The organism is Paeniglutamicibacter sp. NPDC091659 (assembly GCF_044756805.1).
Classification (GTDB): domain Bacteria; phylum Actinomycetota; class Actinomycetes; order Actinomycetales; family Micrococcaceae; genus Paeniglutamicibacter.
Genome location: NZ_JBIVTO010000001.1, coordinates 198770 through 216350, shown reverse-complemented (window position 1 = coordinate 216350; position 17581 = coordinate 198770). Strand labels below are relative to the sequence as shown.

Below are 17581 nucleotides of genomic sequence, written 5' to 3'. Positions count from 1 at the left end.
GATTTTTTCGTTGCCGCCTACTTCATTTGGAGTAGTGTCAGGCCAATGACGTGGGCATTCAATTTACCGGCGTCGATCCCCTGTTGAACTGGCCCCAAATCCCTTAGTATGAAAATTCAATATCACGATGTGAAAATGATTGGAGTTCTTTGTGTCGAACCTTTCAACACCTTTGACAGTCGGCGAGCGCGCGCCCGAATTTTCCTTGGCCGATGCGCGAGGCAGCAAGATTTCGCTGTCCGACTACGCCGGCAAGAATGTCGTCGTGTATTTCTACCCGAAAGCAGCCACCCCCGGGTGCACCACCGAGGCCTGCGATTTCCGCGACAACCTCAATTCGTTGCGCTCGGCAGGCTACGAAGTCCTGGGCATCTCCCCCGATCACGGCGAGGCCCTCGGGTCCTTTGTCGAGGCCGAATCACTGAACTTCCCGTTGCTGTCCGACCCGGACTTTGCCGTGGCCACCGCCTACGGTTCCTTCGGCGAGAAGGAGTCCAATGGACAGAAGTCCAGCGGGACACTGCGCAGCACGGTTGTTGTGGGCCCGGAAGGTGACGTCGTGTTGGCGGAATACAACGTCAGCGCCAATGGACACGTGGCCCGGCTGCGGGAAGAGCTGGGCGTCTAACCCCTTACCGCCGGCACGACCCCCGCAGGAATGCCTCACAGCATCCGAGGTTGGCGGGCAGGATCGACCGCGTCGATCTCCCTGGGCTCCGGGGCCAACCCGAAATGTGCCGCCAAGAGCGCAAGTTCCTTGCACTCCGGATCACTCCAGGCCTCGATGGCGCCCGCTGTGCCATCGAGGCCCGTGATCCACAGCTGTTCGCGGCGGCGTTCATCGGGGCCCGCATCCCAAGCGACAAATTGAAGTGAACCTTCATTCATGGCAACCACGCGTGCGGGACCTTGGGTGCGTTCAAGCACCAGTCCCCCGTCATGGACGTGGGCCAAGAGCACTCCGCGAATCCCGGCACGGTACTTGCGCACCGATTCAAGGACATGATGCACCAAGATCGCGAGCCCGAGTGCAGACATCGCCAGGGCAATCACCCACACGACCGGGGAGGCCGGCCTCCAGCGCCAAAGGAACAAGACACTCGCGGTGCCCACGATGAGCCCGACGACCACTCCCACGATTTCGCTTTTGAGCGAGTTGCTGTCCGCTTTCCTGCTCAGCCGCATGGTGTAGCGCCAAAGCCCCAAGCCTGCCGCGCTCGCTTGTTCGCTGGCTCGGTTGGTGATTTCCCACCCCGGGAGAGTGCTCATTGACTGGTTGCCGTTCGGCATCGCGCCTGAGACGGCCCACCCGGCGGTGCCGAGACGGAATCCCAATGGTCACGACGGATGAACGGTGCCGCAAACAGACGGGGCTTCATGCTGCGAGACTAGCAGAGCCGGGAACGAATGTACCGGGCCGCGAGGAGTTAATTTGGACCACCTACCGAGGGGTCCAGATACCGGCAAACCGGCGCAGCTATCCCCCGTCCGGACCGTCGACGGACAACCCCGGCGTTGGGCCCAATGCCTGCAGGAAGCCGATGATCGCGGCACCCATGTCCAGCTCCGGTTCACTGAGCCAGAGCAGCTGCAGGCCGTCGGCGAGCGCGTGCAGCGCCAGAGCAATCGCCTCGGCATCGACTTCCGCTGGAAGCAACCCGATCTCCTGCATCCTTCGCAATGCGTCTGCGTATTCGCGTCGGACCATTTCGCGTCGCTCCGCGAAGAAACCGTGGGCTTCGTGCGTCGCGTCGCCAGCGGCAAGGGCCATGTAGCTGTAGATCTCCACCAGCCCCGGCGTGGCGGCGTTTGCGCGCATCAAGGCCGCAAGTTCCTGGCCGAATCCCGCAACGTCACGGTGTTCCCGTCCGGCGGCAGTACCGAGACCCGCCCACCGGCTGGTTGCGAGGGCATCTCGGTCGTGTCGGCGCAGCACCTCGATGAACAGGCTGTCGCGATTCGGGAAGTGATACAGAACTCCGGGCTGGCTCAGACCAACTTCGTCGGCGATTTCCTGGATGGAGGTTTCCTTGAAGCCCTTGCGTGCCGTGAGCGCCAATGCGGCGTCAAGGATTTCCCCTTGTTTTGCCCGGCCCTTCGCATATGTGCCTCGTGTAGCCATTGAAGTATTTTGTCACAGGGGAATCACCCCGCAATGCCACGTATGAGGCGCACTCCGCGTTCGGGGTGACGGATGCGCCGACGCCTGCCCCACAGAACCGCTGCGCATGGAATCGGCGCCCTCACTGAACCGAGATTGAGTCGTCCAGTACCGGGGCAGCGCAGAACCCGACAGATTGACATCCGCGCATGCCCTTTACCCGTTGTTGCTGCCGGAAGCCCGTAGGCACGACGGCGGCTCGCCGTAGGGGGTCGAGCCGCCGCGCCCCTCGGCCACCCTGCGCAACTAGTTGTTTTTTTACAACTAATTCTATATGGTTGATATCAGTCAACCATATTCTTTCTTGTTTTGGAGCCCCTTTTGTCCCAGGCACACACCACGAAGGCGGAACCGGAGAAATCCGAATCGGGCATGACCCACCGCCAGGTAATGCAATCACTGACCGGCCTACTCATGGGCATGTTCGTATCGATCCTCGCCGGAACCGTCGTCTCCACCTCGCTTCCCGTCATCGTCTCCGACCTCAAGGGCGACCAGACCTCCTACACCTGGGTGGTCACCGCGACCTTGCTGGCCACCACCATCTCCACCCCGATCTGGGGCAAGCTGGCCGACCTGTCCAACCGCAAGCTGCTGTTGCAGCTCTCACTGCTGATCTTCGTGGTCGCCTCGGCCATCGCCGGTTTCTCGCAGGACACCTCGATGCTCATCACCATGCGCGTCTTCCAGGGCCTGGGTGCCGGCGGCCTGACCGCCCTCACCCAGATCGTCATGGCCGACATCATCTCCCCGCGCGAGCGCGGCAAGTACATGGGCCTCTTCGGCGCCGTCATGGCGTTGGGCACCGTGGGCGGACCGCTCATCGGCGGGTTCATCACCGACGCGGTCAACTGGCGCTGGAACTTCTTCATCGCCCTGCCGTTCGCGGCCGTCGCGATCATCCTGATCCAAAAGACCCTCCACCTCCCCGCCCAGGCCAAGCGCAAGGTCTCCATCGACTACGCGGGCATCGTGCTGCTCTCGGCCGGCGTCTCGCTGCTGCTGATCTGGGTTTCCATGGCCGGCAAGAACTTCGAATGGGCCTCTGCGACCACCGCGTGGATGGTCGGTGGCGCCGTTGTCGCCCTGGCAGCCTTCGTGGTCGTGGAGCTCAAGGCCTCCGAGCCGATCATCCCGTTGACGATGTTCAAGAACAACACCTTCTCCCTCTCGGTGGTCGCCTCGATTTCCGTGGGCGTATCGATGTTCGGCACCTCGGTCTTCCTGGCCCAGTACATGCAGCTTGCCCGCGGCGCCAACGCCACCCAGTCCGGCCTGATGACCATCCCGATGATGGCGGGCCTGCTGGTGGTCTCCACCGTCGCCGGCTCAATGATCTCCCGCTTCGGCAAGTGGAAGGCCATCATGGTCTCCGGCTCGGTGCTGCAGCTCGTCGGACTCTACCTGCTGGGCACCATCCACTACGACACCAACTTCGTGCTGGTCTCCGTCTACATGTTCGCCCTCGGCGCCGGCCTGGGCATGGTCATGCAGAACCTGGTGCTGATCGTCCAGAATGCAGTCACCCCTGCAGAGATCGGCGTGGCATCCTCCGGCATCGCGTTCTTCCGCTCGCTCGGCGGAACCATCGGCGTCTCGGTCCTCGGCGCCCTGATGGCCACCAAGGTCGCCGACCTGATGGGCGCCAAGAGCGCCGAACTGGGCGCCGCCATCGCCGCGCTCGGCGAAAAGGGCAAGGCCGTGACTGCCTCGCTGGCCTCCGGAAACATCCCGGCCGTCCACTCCCTGCCCGACTCGGTCCGCTCCATCATCGAGTCCTCCTACGGCGACGCCGTGGCCTACGTCTTCATGGTTGCGGCGCCGCTGAGCATCCTGACCATCCTGGCAGTGGTCTTCATGCCGAACCTGGAGCTGGGCACGCAGACCCGCCACCAGCGCGCGGAGGCCGAGGCCGCCGTGGGGTCGAACCGCTCGGAGCTCGAGTCCGCCGAGCAGAACCTGGCCGAGGTGAGCGAGGCCGCCATGGCTGCGACCCCGCGCACTACTGACGAGAACGCCTCGGCGCGCCGCTGACATGGCCGCCGCCGTCGATCCCTTTGCCGCCGCCGAACCCGCCATGGCCGATGCCACCGTCATGGCCGGGCTGGTGGGCGAGGTCGAAAAGCAGTTCGCGACGATGTTCATCAACGCTCGCAACAGCATCCGGGCCCGGGCCGCGGCCATCCACCCGGAGCTGCCCCCGATGGGGTTCAAGGTGCTCACGACCCTCGCCAATTCGGGGCCCCGGCAGCAGGGATGCCTGGCCGAGTCGCTGGAGGTGGACAAGGCCATGATGAGCCGGACGATCAAACAGCTCGACCAGCTTGGCCTGGTCGAGCGGAGCACGGATCCCAGCGACGGGCGGGCCCAGTTGGTCTCGATGACCGTCGAGGCCCGGGCTCGCTTCGACGCGAACCTGGCCAACACCCGCCGGGTGCTCCACGACAGGCTCGCGGACTGGGAGCCCGGCGAGGTCCGCCGCTTCAGCGAACTGTTGGCCAAGCTGAACGAATCCACCATCTAGCAACCGGATTCCCAGTGGTCCCTGCCCCGGAACAATACGTTCCGGGGCAGGGACCACTGGCGTTTCGGGCAGCGGCCGGCTAGATGATGGAGTGCGCAGCCGCGGCAACGGACGGCGCGGCATCCTCCGCGGGGTCGCGCCGTCCGCTGCGCGTGGCCCCGATGCCCGCAACGATGACCAGCGCTATCCCCGCGATCGCCGCGGGGCGCGGCACCTGGTGCAGGATCAAGAGCCCGACGATCATGGCGATGGCCGGTTCCAGGCACATCAGCGTGCCGAACGCGGCCGTTGTCATCCGGCGCAATGCCAGCATCTCGAGGCTGAACGGGATCACCGGCAGCAGCAGGGCCAGCACAAACCCAAGCGCCAGCAGTTGCAGATCCAGGCGCGCGATCGCCGCCGGACCCGTGACGATCGTTGCGGCCAACGCCGCGACCGGCATCGAAACGGCCAGGGCGCCGATGCCGTCGACCGCATCACCGGCGCGCTGCGTGAGCAGGACGTAGAGCGCCCAGCAGACCGCGCCGCCCAGGGCGAAAAGCACGCCGGTCAGGTCCGCCGCTCCGTGCCAGGGCTCGGTCAAGCCGAGCACGCCGGCCGCTGCAACCAACGCCCACCAACGCCCTGCACCCCGGCCCTGGATGATGGCAACGCCCAGCGGGCCCATGAATTCCAGGGCGCTGGCGGTGCCCAGCGGGATCGTTTCCACAGCTTTCATGAACCCCAGCGTCATGCCTGCGGTGGCCAGGCCCAGCAGCGCACAGATCCCCAGCACGGCGCGGTCGAGCTTCAGCCTCCACGGCCGTGCGATGGCCACCAGGATGACAGCGGCCCAGGCCAGCCGCAACCAGGCGACGCCCTCGGATCCCACGGCTCCGACCAACCCGATCGACGCGGCCAGGCCCAGCTGCACGCAACCCATCGAGGCAAAGGCCATCATGGAGCCGAGGCCGGCGACGTTGCGTGTTGATGCGGGGGTTGAAGTCATGACTCCAGTAGAGCCGAGGCAGGTTGTCAGCGTCCACGCGAGAATCATCAACATATCGTTCAGGGATCCTGCACAATGGTGGATATGGAAACCCGGCGACTGCAGTACCTTTACGAGCTTTCCCGCGTGGGGTCGATGCGCGGGGTCGCCGACCTGTTGGGGACAACGACATCGTCCGTGTCCCAGCAGATCGCGCAGCTCGCCCGGGAAACCGGTGCCCGGCTGCTGGAACCCGACGGGCGCGGGGTGCGGCTCACTCCCGCGGGGCGCCGGCTGGCCGAACACGCGCAGACCATCCTCGCCGCAGTCGACGCCGCCAAGCTTGACCTGGATCCCGGGGCCGAACCGTCCGGCACGCTGCGGGTGGCCGGATTTGCCACGGCAATCCGCAAGACCCTGATGCCCGTCATCGAAGACCTGGCTGAATTCCATCCCCGGGTGGGGATCGTGGTGTTCGAGCACGAGCCGACCGAGGCACTGAAGCAGCTTGCGATGGACGACATCGACCTGGCCCTGACCTACGACTACAACCTCGCCCCGGACGAGGTCGGCACGGAAGTCGAAACCCTGCCGCTTTGGAGCACGCCGTGGGGCCTGGGCGTACCGAGCGCCGCAGCGGAACTGTTCGCGCCGTCCGCCGGCACACCCGACGCGGCAACGGTGTTCGCCGCTTTCCGCGACCACGACTGGATCGGGAATTCCCGCAACATTGCCGACGAGACGGTGCTGCGCACCATCTCCTCGATGGCGGGTTTCGAACCCGCCCTGCGCCACCAGTCAGACAGCCTGGACCTGGTCGAGGACCTCATTCTCGCCGGGTTGGGCGTTGGCCTGCTGCCCGAGGACCGCCCACGCCGGGAAGGAATCACGATCCTGCCGCTGCACCATCCCGACCTGAGGCTGCGCGCCTACGCCCGGACCCGCCGCGGCCGCAGCGCCTGGCCCGCCCTGGCCCTGGTGCTCGAGCGGCTGCGCCCCGGCTGACCGGCACTGCTGACCCCGCGGGCAGCGGGGCCAACCCTTGGGATGTCGTCACTCGGTGGGCCTGGTGGATTCGGCCACGCTCACGGTGGCCACCTCGTAAAACGGGTGCGCGGCCGTGTCGTTGTGCTCGTTGGCGGTGAAGCCCAGCCGCGCATAGAACTCGACGGCGCCCACGGAGGACTGCCATTCCATCCAGTACACGTCCGGCCGCTCGGCCGCCCACAGCCGAGCCCGCTCAAACAGGGCCCGACCGATGCCCGAACGGCGCTGATCCTCGACCACAAACAGGTCGTGGAGCCGGGCGGCCCTCCGGCGGGCCCGGATGGTGGGACCGCGGTCTTGGACGGCGGCGTTGCCCACCAGCTCGCCACCGAGTTCGGCAACAAAGATCCCGTGGAACGGGTCCTTCAACAGGGCGGCGATGTTCGCCTTGCTCTGTTCCAGGTCCAGGTCCATGGCTTCAACCATCACCGCCAGCGCCGGGACATCGCTGCGCACTGCCGGACGGACCAGATAGGAGCTCATGGATGCGGGCCTCTCGCCATGCGTCTGGCATTGCCCGGCGCGCTCAACGGTTAACACCCAGCGTAGGTGCTCGACCCGCGTTCCGCACCCCCTCTCGTGGCCGCGCGGAGCGGTCGGTGGCATGAAAAAAACCCGGGCCGTTCCCTCTTGGTCACTGAACTGTGAGGGAACGGCCCGGGAAACTTCCGGTGTTGCTGCGGCCTAGATCTCGCCGCGGCGGATCAGCTGGCCCTTGGGGGTCTTGAAATCGACCTCGGTGCCGCGGACGAACGTGCGGCGGACCTTGCCCGCGAGAACCTTGCCCTGGTAAGGGGAAATCGGGTTCTTGTGGTGCAGCTTGTTCACGTCGACCACAAAGCTGTCGCCCGGGGCGAAGAACGCGAAGTCGGCGTCGTTGCCCAGCGCGATGGCGCCCTTGTGGTGCAGGCCGGCGATTTCCGCCGGACGGGTGGACATCCACTTGAGCACGGTTTCCAGCTTGATGCCGCGGCGCTGCGCCTCGGTCCAGATCAGGGCCAGGCCCAGCTGCAGCGATGCGACGCCGCCCCAGGCAACGCCGAAGTCGCCGTTTTCGATGTCCTTCAGATCCAGCGTGGACGGCGAGTGGTCGGAGACGATGCAGTCGATGACCCCGTCCTCCAGGCCCTTCCACAGCAGCTCGCGGTTGGAGGCCTCGCGGATCGGCGGGCAGCACTTGAACGCGGTGGCGCCGTCCGGGATTTCCTCGGCCAGCAGCGTGAGGTAGTGCGGGCAGGTCTCGACGGTCAGCTTCACGCCGTCGCGCTTGGCCGACTGGATCATGGCCAGCGCGTCGGAGGAGGACAGGTGCAGGATGTGGGCGCGGGCCCCGGTCCAGCGGGCGCGCTCGATGACCTCGGCGACGGCCACGTTCTCGGCGCCGCGCGGGCGGGAGGCCAGGAAGCGGTCGTAGTGGTCGCCCTCGGCGTTCGGCGCGCGGTCGATGGCGCGGGAGTCCTCGGCGTGGACCAGCATCATGGAGTCGAACGAGGCGATCTCGCCCATGTCGTCTTCCATCTCGTCCGGCTCGAGGTACGGGAATTCCTCGACGCCCGAGTGCAGCAGGAAGCACTTGAAGCCGAAGACGCCGGCGTCGTGCAGCTTGCGCAGGTCGGTTTTGTTGCCCGGAATGGCACCGCCCCAGAATCCCACGTCGACGAAGGCCTTGGGCCGTGCGGCGGCCTGCTTGAGTTCCAGCGCCTCGACGTTGACGGTCGGCGGGATGGAGTTCAGGGGCATGTCCACGATGGTGGTCACGCCGCCGGCTGCGGCGGCCTTGGTGGCGGACTCGAAGCCTTCCCATTCGGTGCGGCCCGGCTCGTTGACGTGCACGTGCGTGTCTACGAGGCCCGGGATCAGCACCTCCTCGTCGGTCAGGTCGATGGTCGTCGTGCCACGCAGGTTGTTGCCCAGGGGCTCGATGGCGACGATCTTGCCGGCGCGGATGCCGACCTCTCGGGCGACGGTGCCTGCGGTGGTGACGATGTGCTCGCCACGGATCACCAGGTCGAAATCGGCACCGGCGCCATGCGCTGAATCATCGCTTGGCGTCGTGTCCGCGGCGAGCTCTGTGTTGCTCATGGGATTCATTCCTTACGTTGTTGAGGTGTGGTGGGGGTGCTAGCTGACGACTGTGTTCAGGTCGGAAGGATCTGTCGTGCTCAGCAGCATCGGTGCGATGCGCTCGGCCGCCTGGGTCACCAGGGCCTCGGCGTTGTCCATTGAACGACGCACATCCGGTTCGAGTTCCTGCAGGGAGACAACGTGCACGAATCCCGCGGCTCTCAGTTCATCCGCGCCCAGCAGCGTGCGCCCGCAGATGGCAAAGACGGGGACCCCGTGGCGGGCCGCAAGTTCGGCCACCCCGATCGGCGTCTTGCCCTCGAGCGACTGGCTGTCCAGGCTGCCCTCGCCGGTGATCACCGCGTCGGCGCCCTCGAGCGCTCGTTCCAGCCCCGTGAGTTCCAGGACCACGTCGATGCCGCGCCTGCGGGTCGCGCCCAGCACGGCCAGGGCCGCGAAGCCCACGCCCCCTGCGGCGCCGGCGCCCGGGGCAACGGCCTGGGCCGCCACTGTGACGGGGTCCAGCGCCAGGCCAAGCACGCGGGCGAAGTTGGCAAGACCGGCGTCCAGGAGCTCGACGTCCTGCCGGCTTGCACCCTTCTGCGGCCCGAACACCGCCGCCGCCCCATTGGGGCCGGTGAGCGGGTTGTCCACATCTGCCGCGAGCACCACGGCGCTTTCGGCGATGCGCGGGTCAAGCCCGCCCAGGTCCACGCTGGCCAGGTCGGTCAGCGCCCCGCCGCCGCGTGGCAGCTCGGCACCGGCCGCATCCAGCAAGCGTGCCCCGAGGGCCTGGATCATTCCGGCTCCCCCGTCGGTGCAGGCGCTGCCGCCGACGCCGAGCACGATTTCCCGTGCCCCGGCGTCCAGCGCGGCAGCGATGAGTTCACCCGTTCCGTAGCTGGTAGCCCCCAGCGGATCCTTGGTCCCGCCCGGAAGCAGGTCCAGCCCGGAGGCGGTCGCCAATTCGACGACCGCGGTTCCCTCGCGGAGCCCGATGGAACCCGCAACGGGCTCCCCGGTGGGGCCCGCGACCGTCAGTTCGCGGGCAACGAATCCGGCGTCAAGGGCCGCACTGAGCGTGCCCTCGCCGCCGTCCGCCACGGGCACCACGCGGGTGCGCAGCCCGGGGATCTTGCGGCCCAGGCCCGTCTCGACGGCACTGGCCACCTGGGCCCCGGTGAGGGAGCCCTTGAACTTGTCGGAGGCGATAACTACCAGCATGATGGGAGGTTTCCTTTAGGCGGAGATGTCGGCCCGAAGACCGGTCTCGGCATCCATGAGGACCAGAGCGCTCGGCGCGTCCTCGGCCGCGGCGGCCAGGTCCTCGAATTCGTTGACCGCATCCAGTTCAGCACCCATGGCGATGTTTGTCACCCGTTCCAGGATGACCTCGACGACAACCGGCACCTGGAATTCCTTGACCAGGCGGCCGGCCTCGGCGAAGGCCTCGGCGAGCTTGGACGGATCCTCCACGCGCACGGCCTTGCAGCCCAGGCCCTCGGCGACCTTGATGTGGTCCACTCCGTAGCCGTTGGTTTCCGGGGAGTTGATGTTGTCGAAGCCCAGCGAGACGTGGTAATCCATCTCGAACGGACGCTGCGACTGGCGGATCAGGCCCAGGTAGGAGTTGTTGACGACCACGTGGATGTACGGCAGCTTGAACTGCGCGCCGACGGCCAGTTCCTCGATCATGAACTGGAAATCGTAGTCGCCGGAGAGGGCGACGACGGTGGAGTTCGGCTTGGCCCGGACGACGCCCAGTGCGGCGGGACCGGTCCAGCCCAGCGGGCCGGCCTGGCCTGCGTTGATCCACTGGCGCGGACCGTAGACGTGCAGCATCTGCGCGCCGGCGATCTGGCTCAGGCCGATCGTGGAGACGTAGGTGGTGTCGCGGCCGAAGGCCGTGTTCATTTCCTGGTACACGCGCTGCGGCTTGATCGGGATGTTGTCGAAGTTGGTCTTGCGGTGCAGCGTCGACTTGCGGGCGGTGCACTCGTCGGCCCAAGCCGAGTAGTCCGGCAGGGTGCCTGCGGCCTGGCGGTCGCGGGCTGCGGCGAGCAGCTGCTCGATCGCTGCCGCGGCGTCGGAGGTGACGCCCAGGTCCGGCGCGAAGACGCGGCCGATCTGAGTGGCCTCGATGTCGATGTGCACGAACTTGCGGCCCTTGCGGTACGTGTCCAGGCCGCCGGTGTGGCGGTTGGCCCAGCGGTTGCCGATGCCCAGCACGAAGTCGGAGGCCAGGAAGGAGACGTTGCCGTAGCGGGTGTGGGTCTGGATGCCGACCATGCCCGACTGCAGGCGGTGGTCGTCCGGGATCGAGCCCCAGCCCATCAGGGTCGGGGAGACCGGGATGTTCAGCAGTTCGGCCAGCTCGACGAGCTGTGCCGAGGCGTTGGCGTTGATGACGCCGCCGCCGGAGATGATGATCGGGCGCTCGGCCGCGACCAGCATGTCCAGGACCTTCTCGATCTGGGCGCGGGATGCCGACGGCTTGTCTGCGGCCAGCGGCTCGTAGGCGTCGATGTCGAATTCGATCTCGGCCAGCTGCACGTTGATCGGCAGGTCGAGCAGGACCGGGCCGGGACGTGCCGAGCGCATGATCTGGAAGGCCTTGGCGAAGTAGCCCGGGATCTGGCCCGGCTCAAGGATGGTGGCGGCGAACTTGGTGACCGGCTTGGCGATGGTCTCGATGTCCACTGCCTGGAAGTCTTCCTTGTGCAGCTTGTCGGTCGGCGCCTGGCCCGTGATGCAGAGCATCGGGATGGAGTCGGCGATCGCGGCGTACAGGCCGGTGATCATGTCGGTGCCTGCCGGGCCGGAGGTGCCGAGGCACAGGCCGATCTTGCCGGTGGCACGGGAGTAGCCGTCTGCCATGTGGCTGGCGCCCTCAACGTGGCGGGCCAGCGTGTGGCGGATGCCGCCGTGGGCCTTCATGGCCGAGTACAGCGGGTTGATGGCGGCACCCGGAAGGCCGAAGGCTTCGGTTGCGCCTTCCTTTTCCAGAATCAGTGCAATGGCGTCTACTGCGCGCATCTTGGTCATGGGTCCTCGTCCTTAGCTTGTGGCCCGGGTCCCGACCTGTCTGATGCGGTTGGTCATCCGGGGGAAAAATTGTGAATCGTTGGGAAGTTTTACGGTCGCCGGCACCCATCAGGGAGCGGATGCCGGCGACCGAGTCTTGCCGGGCCCCCGCCAGGAGGAAGGCAGGGGGCCCGAAAAATCAGGAAGCGGAAAGAGCCGCAACCTCGGACTTGCCGGAGAGTCGCTCGACACCGCGGAACAGTGCCGAGTGGTCAAGGGCGCCGTCGCCGCTGGCCACGGTGGAGGCCACGAGCTGGGCCACGATGGCACCGAGCGGGAGGATCACCCCGGCTTCGCGGGCGGCGGAGGTCACGATGCCCATGTCCTTGTGGTGCAGGGCCAGGCGGAAGCCGGGCTCGAAGTTGCGGTCCAGGATCTTCTGGCCCTTCTGGTCAAGGACCTTGGAGCCGGCAAGGCCGCCGCCGAGCACCTTGAGTGCCGCGTCGGTGTCCACGCCGTATGCCTCGAGGAAGACCACTGCCTCGCTGAGCGCCTGGATGTTGGCGGCAACGATCAGCTGGTTGGCTGCCTTGACGGTCTGGCCCGAGCCCGAGGGACCCACGTGGACGATGGTCTTGCCCACGGCGTTCAGGACCGCTCCTGCATCCGCGAAGTCGGCACTGTCGCCACCGACCATGATGGAGAGTACCGCGTCGATGGCGCCTGTCTCGCCGCCGGAGACCGGGGCGTCCAGCGGGCGGATGCCTGCGGCGCGGGCCTCGGTGGACAGGCGTGCCGCCACGTCCGGGCGGATCGAGGAGTTGTCGATCCACAGGGCGCCGAGCTTCGCGTTGGCGAAGACGCCGTCCGCGCCGGTGACGACGCCTTCGACGTCGGCGGAGTCCGGAACCATGGTGATGATGACGTCGGCGCCGGTGACGGCCTCGGCAACGCTGGAGGCGCCAGTGCCGCCTGCGGCGACGAGTTCAGCGACCTTTTCCGGGCTGCGGTTGTAGCCCGTGACGTTGAATCCGGCCTTGGTCAGGTTGATGGCCATGGGCAGGCCCATGATTCCGAGACCGATGAAGGCGATGTTTTGGGTGTTCGACATGTCTAGCTCCTGAAAATTCTTGGGTCCGTGACGGGGAGGTGGCGTTAGGCGTTCTGGCGGATCAGCCAGTTGAAGGCGGTTTCACGTTCCTGCTTGTATTCCAGGGCGATGCCTCCGGTGTAGCCAAGTTCGCGGGACCGGGTGATCCACTCGCCCAGCGGCAGGGTTCCGGTTCCTGGTGCGCCGCGGCCCGGCGCGTCGGCGATCTGCACGTGGCCGAATTCGTGGGCGTGCTTCTCGATGACAGCGGCGACGTCGTCGCCGTTGACCGACAGGTGGAAGAAATCGGCGAGCAGCGCGATGTTCCCGGCGCCCGTTTCCTTGACCTTGTTAACAACCGACAGGGCGTCGGCGGCGGTCTTCAACGGGTAGGCGGGGGTGCCGGAGACTGGCTCGATGAGCACAGTGCCGCCGATCGATGCCACGCCGGCGGTTGCGACGAGCAAGTTCTCCAACGCGAGCGCGTCCTGTTCCTCAGGGGTGTGCTCGTCCTGGCGGTTTCCGTACAGGGCGTTGAATGCCTTGCAACCGGTGGCTTCGCCGATAGCTGCAACAACGGCAACGTTGTCCTTGAATTCGGAGTCTCGTCCGATCCAGGAAACGAGACCGCGGTCGCCCGCGGGCATGTCGCCTGCGAAGAAGTTCAGTCCTGCAAGTTGAACGCCGGCGTTCTTAATGGAGGCAACGAAGGCGTCCACGTCTGCATCTGCAGGGACAGCCGTGGCAAATGGCCACCAGAATTCAACGCTGTCGAACCCCGCAGCCTTGGCCGCTTCGGCGCGTTCGAGCAACGGAAGCTCGGTCAGCAGGATTGAACAGTTGACGGTGTAAGACATCTTCGACTCCTTCACAGGATTATTTCCGCAGAGCGAAATATGATTATTGCTTTATGAGAACTTTAGCGAGTGGCGCCAGTCACTGTCAAGGGGTTTCAATTCCGATCAATGGGCGACTTTGCCGCGCGGCAGTGCTGATAATGACGCAGATAATACAGTCTCAAAGCGGCCATGACCCACACGTTTACCCACGTCAGCATTCCACTATATTTCCACAATGCGGAAATGCTTTTCTTTTGGGTGGAATCGTGTCATCATTTTTTCAGCAGCTGTAATCCCCATCACACCGCTCGGCCGAAAGGCGCAAATCCCATGACTACCCCAAACGTGAGCACCTCGCGACGCAAGGCTCCGGCCATCGTCGATCCACTTGAGCTCAACCCCCACGACCTCAGTGCAACGCTCTACAACAACGACCTGGCACCGACCACCAAGAAGGGCCGGACCTGGTCCAGCTACAGCATCTTCACGCTGTGGGCCAACGACGTCCACTCCCTTGGAAACTATGCGTTTGCCATCGGGCTCTTCGCTCTCGGTTTGGGCGGCTGGCAGATCCTGCTGGCACTCGGATTTGGCGCAATCTTCCTCTTCGCGCTCCTTAACTTCTCCGGGTTCATGGGCGAGAAGACCGGTGTCCCGTTCCCGGTCTTGAGCCGCATCGCCTTCGGCATCCGCGGGGCGCAAATCCCCGCACTGATCCGTGGCGCAGTCGCAGTTGCCTGGTTCGGCATCCAGACCTACCTGGCCTCGGTCGTTCTGGCGGTCATGGTCCTCGCAGTGGCACCGGGTGCCGCGGCTATCAATGACAACAACATCCTCGGGCTCTCCACGCTCGGCTGGATCTGCTTCGTGTCCCTGTGGGCCATTCAGCTGGTCATCGTCAGCTACGGCATGGAAATGATCCGTAAGTACGAGGCCTTCGCCGGCCCCGTCATCCTGTTCACCATGGGCGCACTGGCGATCTGGATGTTCATCCAGGCCGGCGGTTCAATCGCATGGTCGACCGGTGAAGCCAAGACCGGTGCGGACATGTGGCTCGGCATCCTGGGCGGCGGCGCACTGTGGGTTTCCATCTACGCCACCTTCGTACTGAACTTCTGCGATTTCACCCGCGGCGCCAAGTCCAAGGGCTCGATCGTACGCGGCAACTTCTACGGCATTCCGCTGAACATGCTGCTCTTCGGCGTGATCGTGGTCGTGATGACCGGCGCCCAGTTCAAGATCGACGGCACCATCATCCAGAGCCCTTCGGACGTTGTCGAATCCATCCCGAACACCTTCCTGCTGCTGGCCGCCTCGACGGCACTGCTGGTCCTGACCATTGCCGTGAACCTGATGGCAAACTTCGTCGCCCCGATTTACGCGCTGACGAACCTCTTCCCGAAGCACCTGAACTTCCGCCGCGCCGGAATGATCTCGGGCGTCATCGGCCTGCTGATCCTGCCGTGGAACCTCTACAACTCCCCCGCAGTCATCACCTACTTCCTGGGTGGCCTGGGCGCCATCCTCGGCCCGCTGTTCGGCATCATCATGGCCGACTACTGGATCATGCGCCGTGCCAAGGTCAACATCCCCGACCTGTACCGCACCGACCCCAAGGGCACCTACTTCTTCACCCGCGGCGTGAACTTCCGGGCAGTCATTGCCCTGGTCGTCTCCGCGGTCGCGGCCCTGATCCTTGCCTTCTCGCCGGCATTCACCCACCTCTCCTCCTTCGCCTGGTTCATCGGCTCCGGACTGGGTGCGATCGTCTACTTGGCAATCGCCAAGCACGGCCAGGACTACAAGGACGTCAGCGGCGAAGAAATCGCCGTCGCACCAACCCACTAACCGCTTCGTCCCACTTCGCTAGCCACCAAGGAGTTTCACAATGCGAATTCTGGTCCTCAACGTCAACACCACGGCCAGCATGACCCGTTCCATCGGGGACTCGGCCCGTTCGGCAGCCTCGCCAGGCACCGAAATCATCGAACTGACCCCGAACTTCGGCGCAGATTCCTGCGAAGGCAACTTTGAAAGCTACCTGGCTGCTATCGCAGTGATGGACAAAGTGGTGAACTACACCGAGCCATTCGATGCAGTCATCCAGGCGGGTTACGGCGAACACGGCCGCGAGGGCCTGCAGGAACTGCTCGACGTTCCGGTCGTGGACATCACCGAGGCCGCCGCATCGACGGCCCAATTCCTGGGTCACAAGTACTCGGTGGTGACCACGCTGGATCGCACCGTTCCGTTGATCGAGGACCGGCTGAAGCTGGCCGGACTCACCGATCGCTGCGCCTCGGTTCGGGCCAGCGGGCTGGGGGTGCTCGAGCTCGAATCCGATCCGGAGCGGGCGGTGGCCGCGATCGTGGAGCAGTCCCGCCAGGCCGTGGAAAACGACAAGGCCGAGGTCATCGTACTTGGCTGCGGAGGCATGGCGGAACTCGAGGCACGGGTCGCCGCGGCGACCGGGGTACCCATCGTGGATGGCGTTCGGGCAGCGGTGACGATCGCCGAATCCCTGGTCCGTTTGGGCCTGAGCACCTCGAAGGTTCGCACCTATGCCACGCCGCGGCCCAAGGTCGTGACCGGGTGGCCGATCACCAAGGAAAACATCGCGGCTGACGTGGCATCCCGCTGATTCCGGCTCCACGAAGAACGTCCCCGGCAGAATTTCTGCCGGGGACGTTCTTCATTTAATCAATGGCCCGGGCGGAACTTTGAAGCACCCCCGGCAACAGGGCACCAACCCCAACAAAATACAACAATGACCAGTACAAACATCGCCGCGGACTTCTAATCCGGCCACCGACTGGCAAATCCCGGAAACCAGCCTCGACTGTGGCGACGAGTGCGCCGGTTGCCGGCGTGATGGCGCCGGACACCGAGGGTTTCCCGAACATGCCTCACAGTGGCTTTGGAATGCGAGAATTTGCTTTGGTCCGGCAGATGAACCGGTGGCAGAGGAACGAAAATAGTCCGTGCCCGCTCGCTTCAAGAACGGCGGGCGCCCCGGGATACCCCGGAACGGATTGTCGTGGCCAAGGGCCGATCATGAGACCTTGACAGCCCCCGAGTACTTGGTGTTGGCCTTGAAGCCGACGTTCTTCTTGGTCCAGGCAGACGGTCGGCATGTGGTCTCCAGCCGCAGCGTCTTGCCGGCATCGGCAGTGGTCGTCGTGTAGTTCAGCCGTGAGGCTCCCTTGATGTCCTTCTTGTCCCGCTGCCATTGGAATGCACACTTGGAATCGCCATCGACCCAGTTGTTGACGGAGAAGCTGTCTGGTCGTTGTGCCCGAATTGTTTCACCGGCACGTGCGGTATTTTGCGAAACCCGGGGTGCATCGAATACGACCTTGCCCGGGGTGCAGAGGATCAGGTTCCGGCTATCGCGAACCGTGAGCCTGCCCAGATCGTAGATCTTCATCATGACGACGTCGGCCATGCCTGTTCCGGGCGACACGACGCTCATGATCTCTGAGTGCGCTCCCTGCCAACCGATTGCGATGTCGATGTACGCGTCTCCGGAGCCGCGCGGGATCGTGTATTTCTGCCCCTTGGCGAGCTTCTTGGCTTTTGTGCCCCGCTCGATGTAAACAGAATCCATGGACTTGGCTTTCAGCAGAGGCTTCAGCGACTGGTTGAAGTTGCCGGAGAACCCTGCCGCTTCCAGTTTTGGCAATTTCGCCAAGGAGGTCATGTTGACCTTGCCGGAGACAACATTGGTACTGACTGCAGCCAGCTTCGGCAGGCGGGACAGCACCGTGTAGCTCATGGCCTTGCTGGTCGACACATCCACAGCTTGCAGGCCCTTAAGCTTGCCGACGTTGGCGAAGGTGCTCACCTGGGTCGGCCCAATCCTCAG

Annotated in this window: 16 protein-coding genes; 6 read left to right on the top strand and 10 right to left on the bottom strand. The window is 65.1% G+C overall.

The genetic code is table 11. The annotated features are described in order from the left end of the window. Positions 1-151 precede the first annotated feature (151 nt). Entirely contained in the window at positions 152-628 is a 477-nt protein-coding gene (gene bcp, locus ACIQLF_RS01000; protein WP_400293723.1) for a thioredoxin-dependent thiol peroxidase, read from the top strand. A gap of 35 nt (positions 629-663) precedes the next feature. Here bcp and ACIQLF_RS00995 read toward each other — a convergent pair whose 3' ends face one another. Together ACIQLF_RS00995 and ACIQLF_RS00990 are read right to left on the bottom strand one after the other, a co-directional pair. Further along, a complete protein-coding gene (locus ACIQLF_RS00995; protein ID WP_400293722.1) occupies positions 664-1269 on the bottom strand; it encodes a hypothetical protein in 606 nt (201 codons plus the stop codon). Positions 1270-1477: 208 nt separating this feature from the next. After that, positions 1478-2122: a TetR/AcrR family transcriptional regulator gene (locus tag ACIQLF_RS00990; protein WP_400293721.1), complete on the bottom strand. Its 645-nt coding sequence runs from the start codon at positions 2120-2122 to the stop codon at positions 1478-1480. Between the two features lie 411 nt (positions 2123-2533). Here ACIQLF_RS00990 and ACIQLF_RS00985 point away from each other — a divergent pair, with 411 nt between their 5' ends. Together ACIQLF_RS00985 and ACIQLF_RS00980 are read left to right on the top strand one after the other, a co-directional pair. Further along, positions 2534-4195, top strand: coding sequence for an MDR family MFS transporter (locus ACIQLF_RS00985; protein WP_400294985.1), 1662 nt, complete (start codon positions 2534-2536; stop codon positions 4193-4195). Position 4196: 1 nt separating this feature from the next. Beyond that, the gene (locus ACIQLF_RS00980) at positions 4197-4685 is read left to right on the top strand and encodes a MarR family winged helix-turn-helix transcriptional regulator (RefSeq protein WP_400293720.1); all 489 of its coding nucleotides are present in this window, start codon (positions 4197-4199) and stop codon (positions 4683-4685) included. A 79-nt stretch (positions 4686-4764) separates the two neighbouring features. Here the strand turns inward: ACIQLF_RS00980 and ACIQLF_RS00975 are convergent, their stop codons facing one another. After that, on the bottom strand, positions 4765-5673 hold the full coding sequence (locus ACIQLF_RS00975) for an EamA family transporter (protein ID WP_400293719.1): 909 nt from the start codon (positions 5671-5673) through the stop codon (positions 4765-4767). A gap of 84 nt (positions 5674-5757) precedes the next feature. Here ACIQLF_RS00975 and ACIQLF_RS00970 point away from each other — a divergent pair, with 84 nt between their 5' ends. Beyond that, a complete protein-coding gene (locus ACIQLF_RS00970) occupies positions 5758-6657 on the top strand; it encodes a LysR family transcriptional regulator (RefSeq protein ID WP_400293718.1) in 900 nt (299 codons plus the stop codon). 48 nt (positions 6658-6705) lie between these two features. On the opposite strand, the gene ACIQLF_RS00965 is transcribed toward ACIQLF_RS00970, so the two are convergent. The 6 genes from ACIQLF_RS00965 to ACIQLF_RS00940 all read right to left on the bottom strand — a co-directional run bounded on the left by ACIQLF_RS00965 (position 6706) and on the right by ACIQLF_RS00940 (position 13734). Then, positions 6706-7182, bottom strand: coding sequence for a GNAT family N-acetyltransferase (locus ACIQLF_RS00965; protein ID WP_400293717.1), 477 nt, complete (start codon positions 7180-7182; stop codon positions 6706-6708). A gap of 201 nt (positions 7183-7383) precedes the next feature. After that, positions 7384-8781 (bottom strand): allantoinase AllB, encoded by a 1398-nt coding sequence (gene allB / locus ACIQLF_RS00960; protein ID WP_400293716.1) that lies wholly within the window; start codon positions 8779-8781, stop codon positions 7384-7386. A gap of 39 nt (positions 8782-8820) precedes the next feature. Further along, positions 8821-9987, bottom strand: a complete 1167-nt coding sequence (locus ACIQLF_RS00955; protein WP_400293715.1) for a glycerate kinase — start codon at positions 9985-9987, stop codon at positions 8821-8823. A gap of 15 nt (positions 9988-10002) precedes the next feature. Continuing rightward, a complete protein-coding gene (gene gcl, locus ACIQLF_RS00950) occupies positions 10003-11808 on the bottom strand; it encodes a glyoxylate carboligase (RefSeq protein ID WP_400293714.1) in 1806 nt (601 codons plus the stop codon). Positions 11809-11986: 178 nt separating this feature from the next. Further along, the gene (locus tag ACIQLF_RS00945; RefSeq protein ID WP_400293713.1) at positions 11987-12898 is read right to left on the bottom strand and encodes a 2-hydroxy-3-oxopropionate reductase; all 912 of its coding nucleotides are present in this window, start codon (positions 12896-12898) and stop codon (positions 11987-11989) included. 44 nt (positions 12899-12942) lie between these two features. Continuing rightward, on the bottom strand, positions 12943-13734 hold the full coding sequence (locus tag ACIQLF_RS00940) for a hydroxypyruvate isomerase family protein (protein WP_400293712.1): 792 nt from the start codon (positions 13732-13734) through the stop codon (positions 12943-12945). A gap of 312 nt (positions 13735-14046) precedes the next feature. On the opposite strand from ACIQLF_RS00940, the gene ACIQLF_RS00935 reads away from it, so the two are divergent. Both ACIQLF_RS00935 and ACIQLF_RS00930 read left to right on the top strand, forming a co-directional pair. After that, complete coding sequence (locus ACIQLF_RS00935; RefSeq protein ID WP_400293711.1) at positions 14047-15564, top strand: NCS1 family nucleobase:cation symporter-1; 1518 nt, start codon at positions 14047-14049, stop codon at positions 15562-15564. A gap of 40 nt (positions 15565-15604) precedes the next feature. Next, a complete protein-coding gene (locus ACIQLF_RS00930) occupies positions 15605-16357 on the top strand; it encodes an aspartate/glutamate racemase family protein (RefSeq protein ID WP_400293710.1) in 753 nt (250 codons plus the stop codon). Positions 16358-16768: 411 nt separating this feature from the next. Here ACIQLF_RS00930 and ACIQLF_RS00925 read toward each other — a convergent pair whose 3' ends face one another. Further along, positions 16769-17560 (bottom strand): hypothetical protein, encoded by a 792-nt coding sequence (locus ACIQLF_RS00925; RefSeq protein ID WP_400293709.1) that lies wholly within the window; start codon positions 17558-17560, stop codon positions 16769-16771. Positions 17561-17581: the final 21 nt, after the last annotated feature.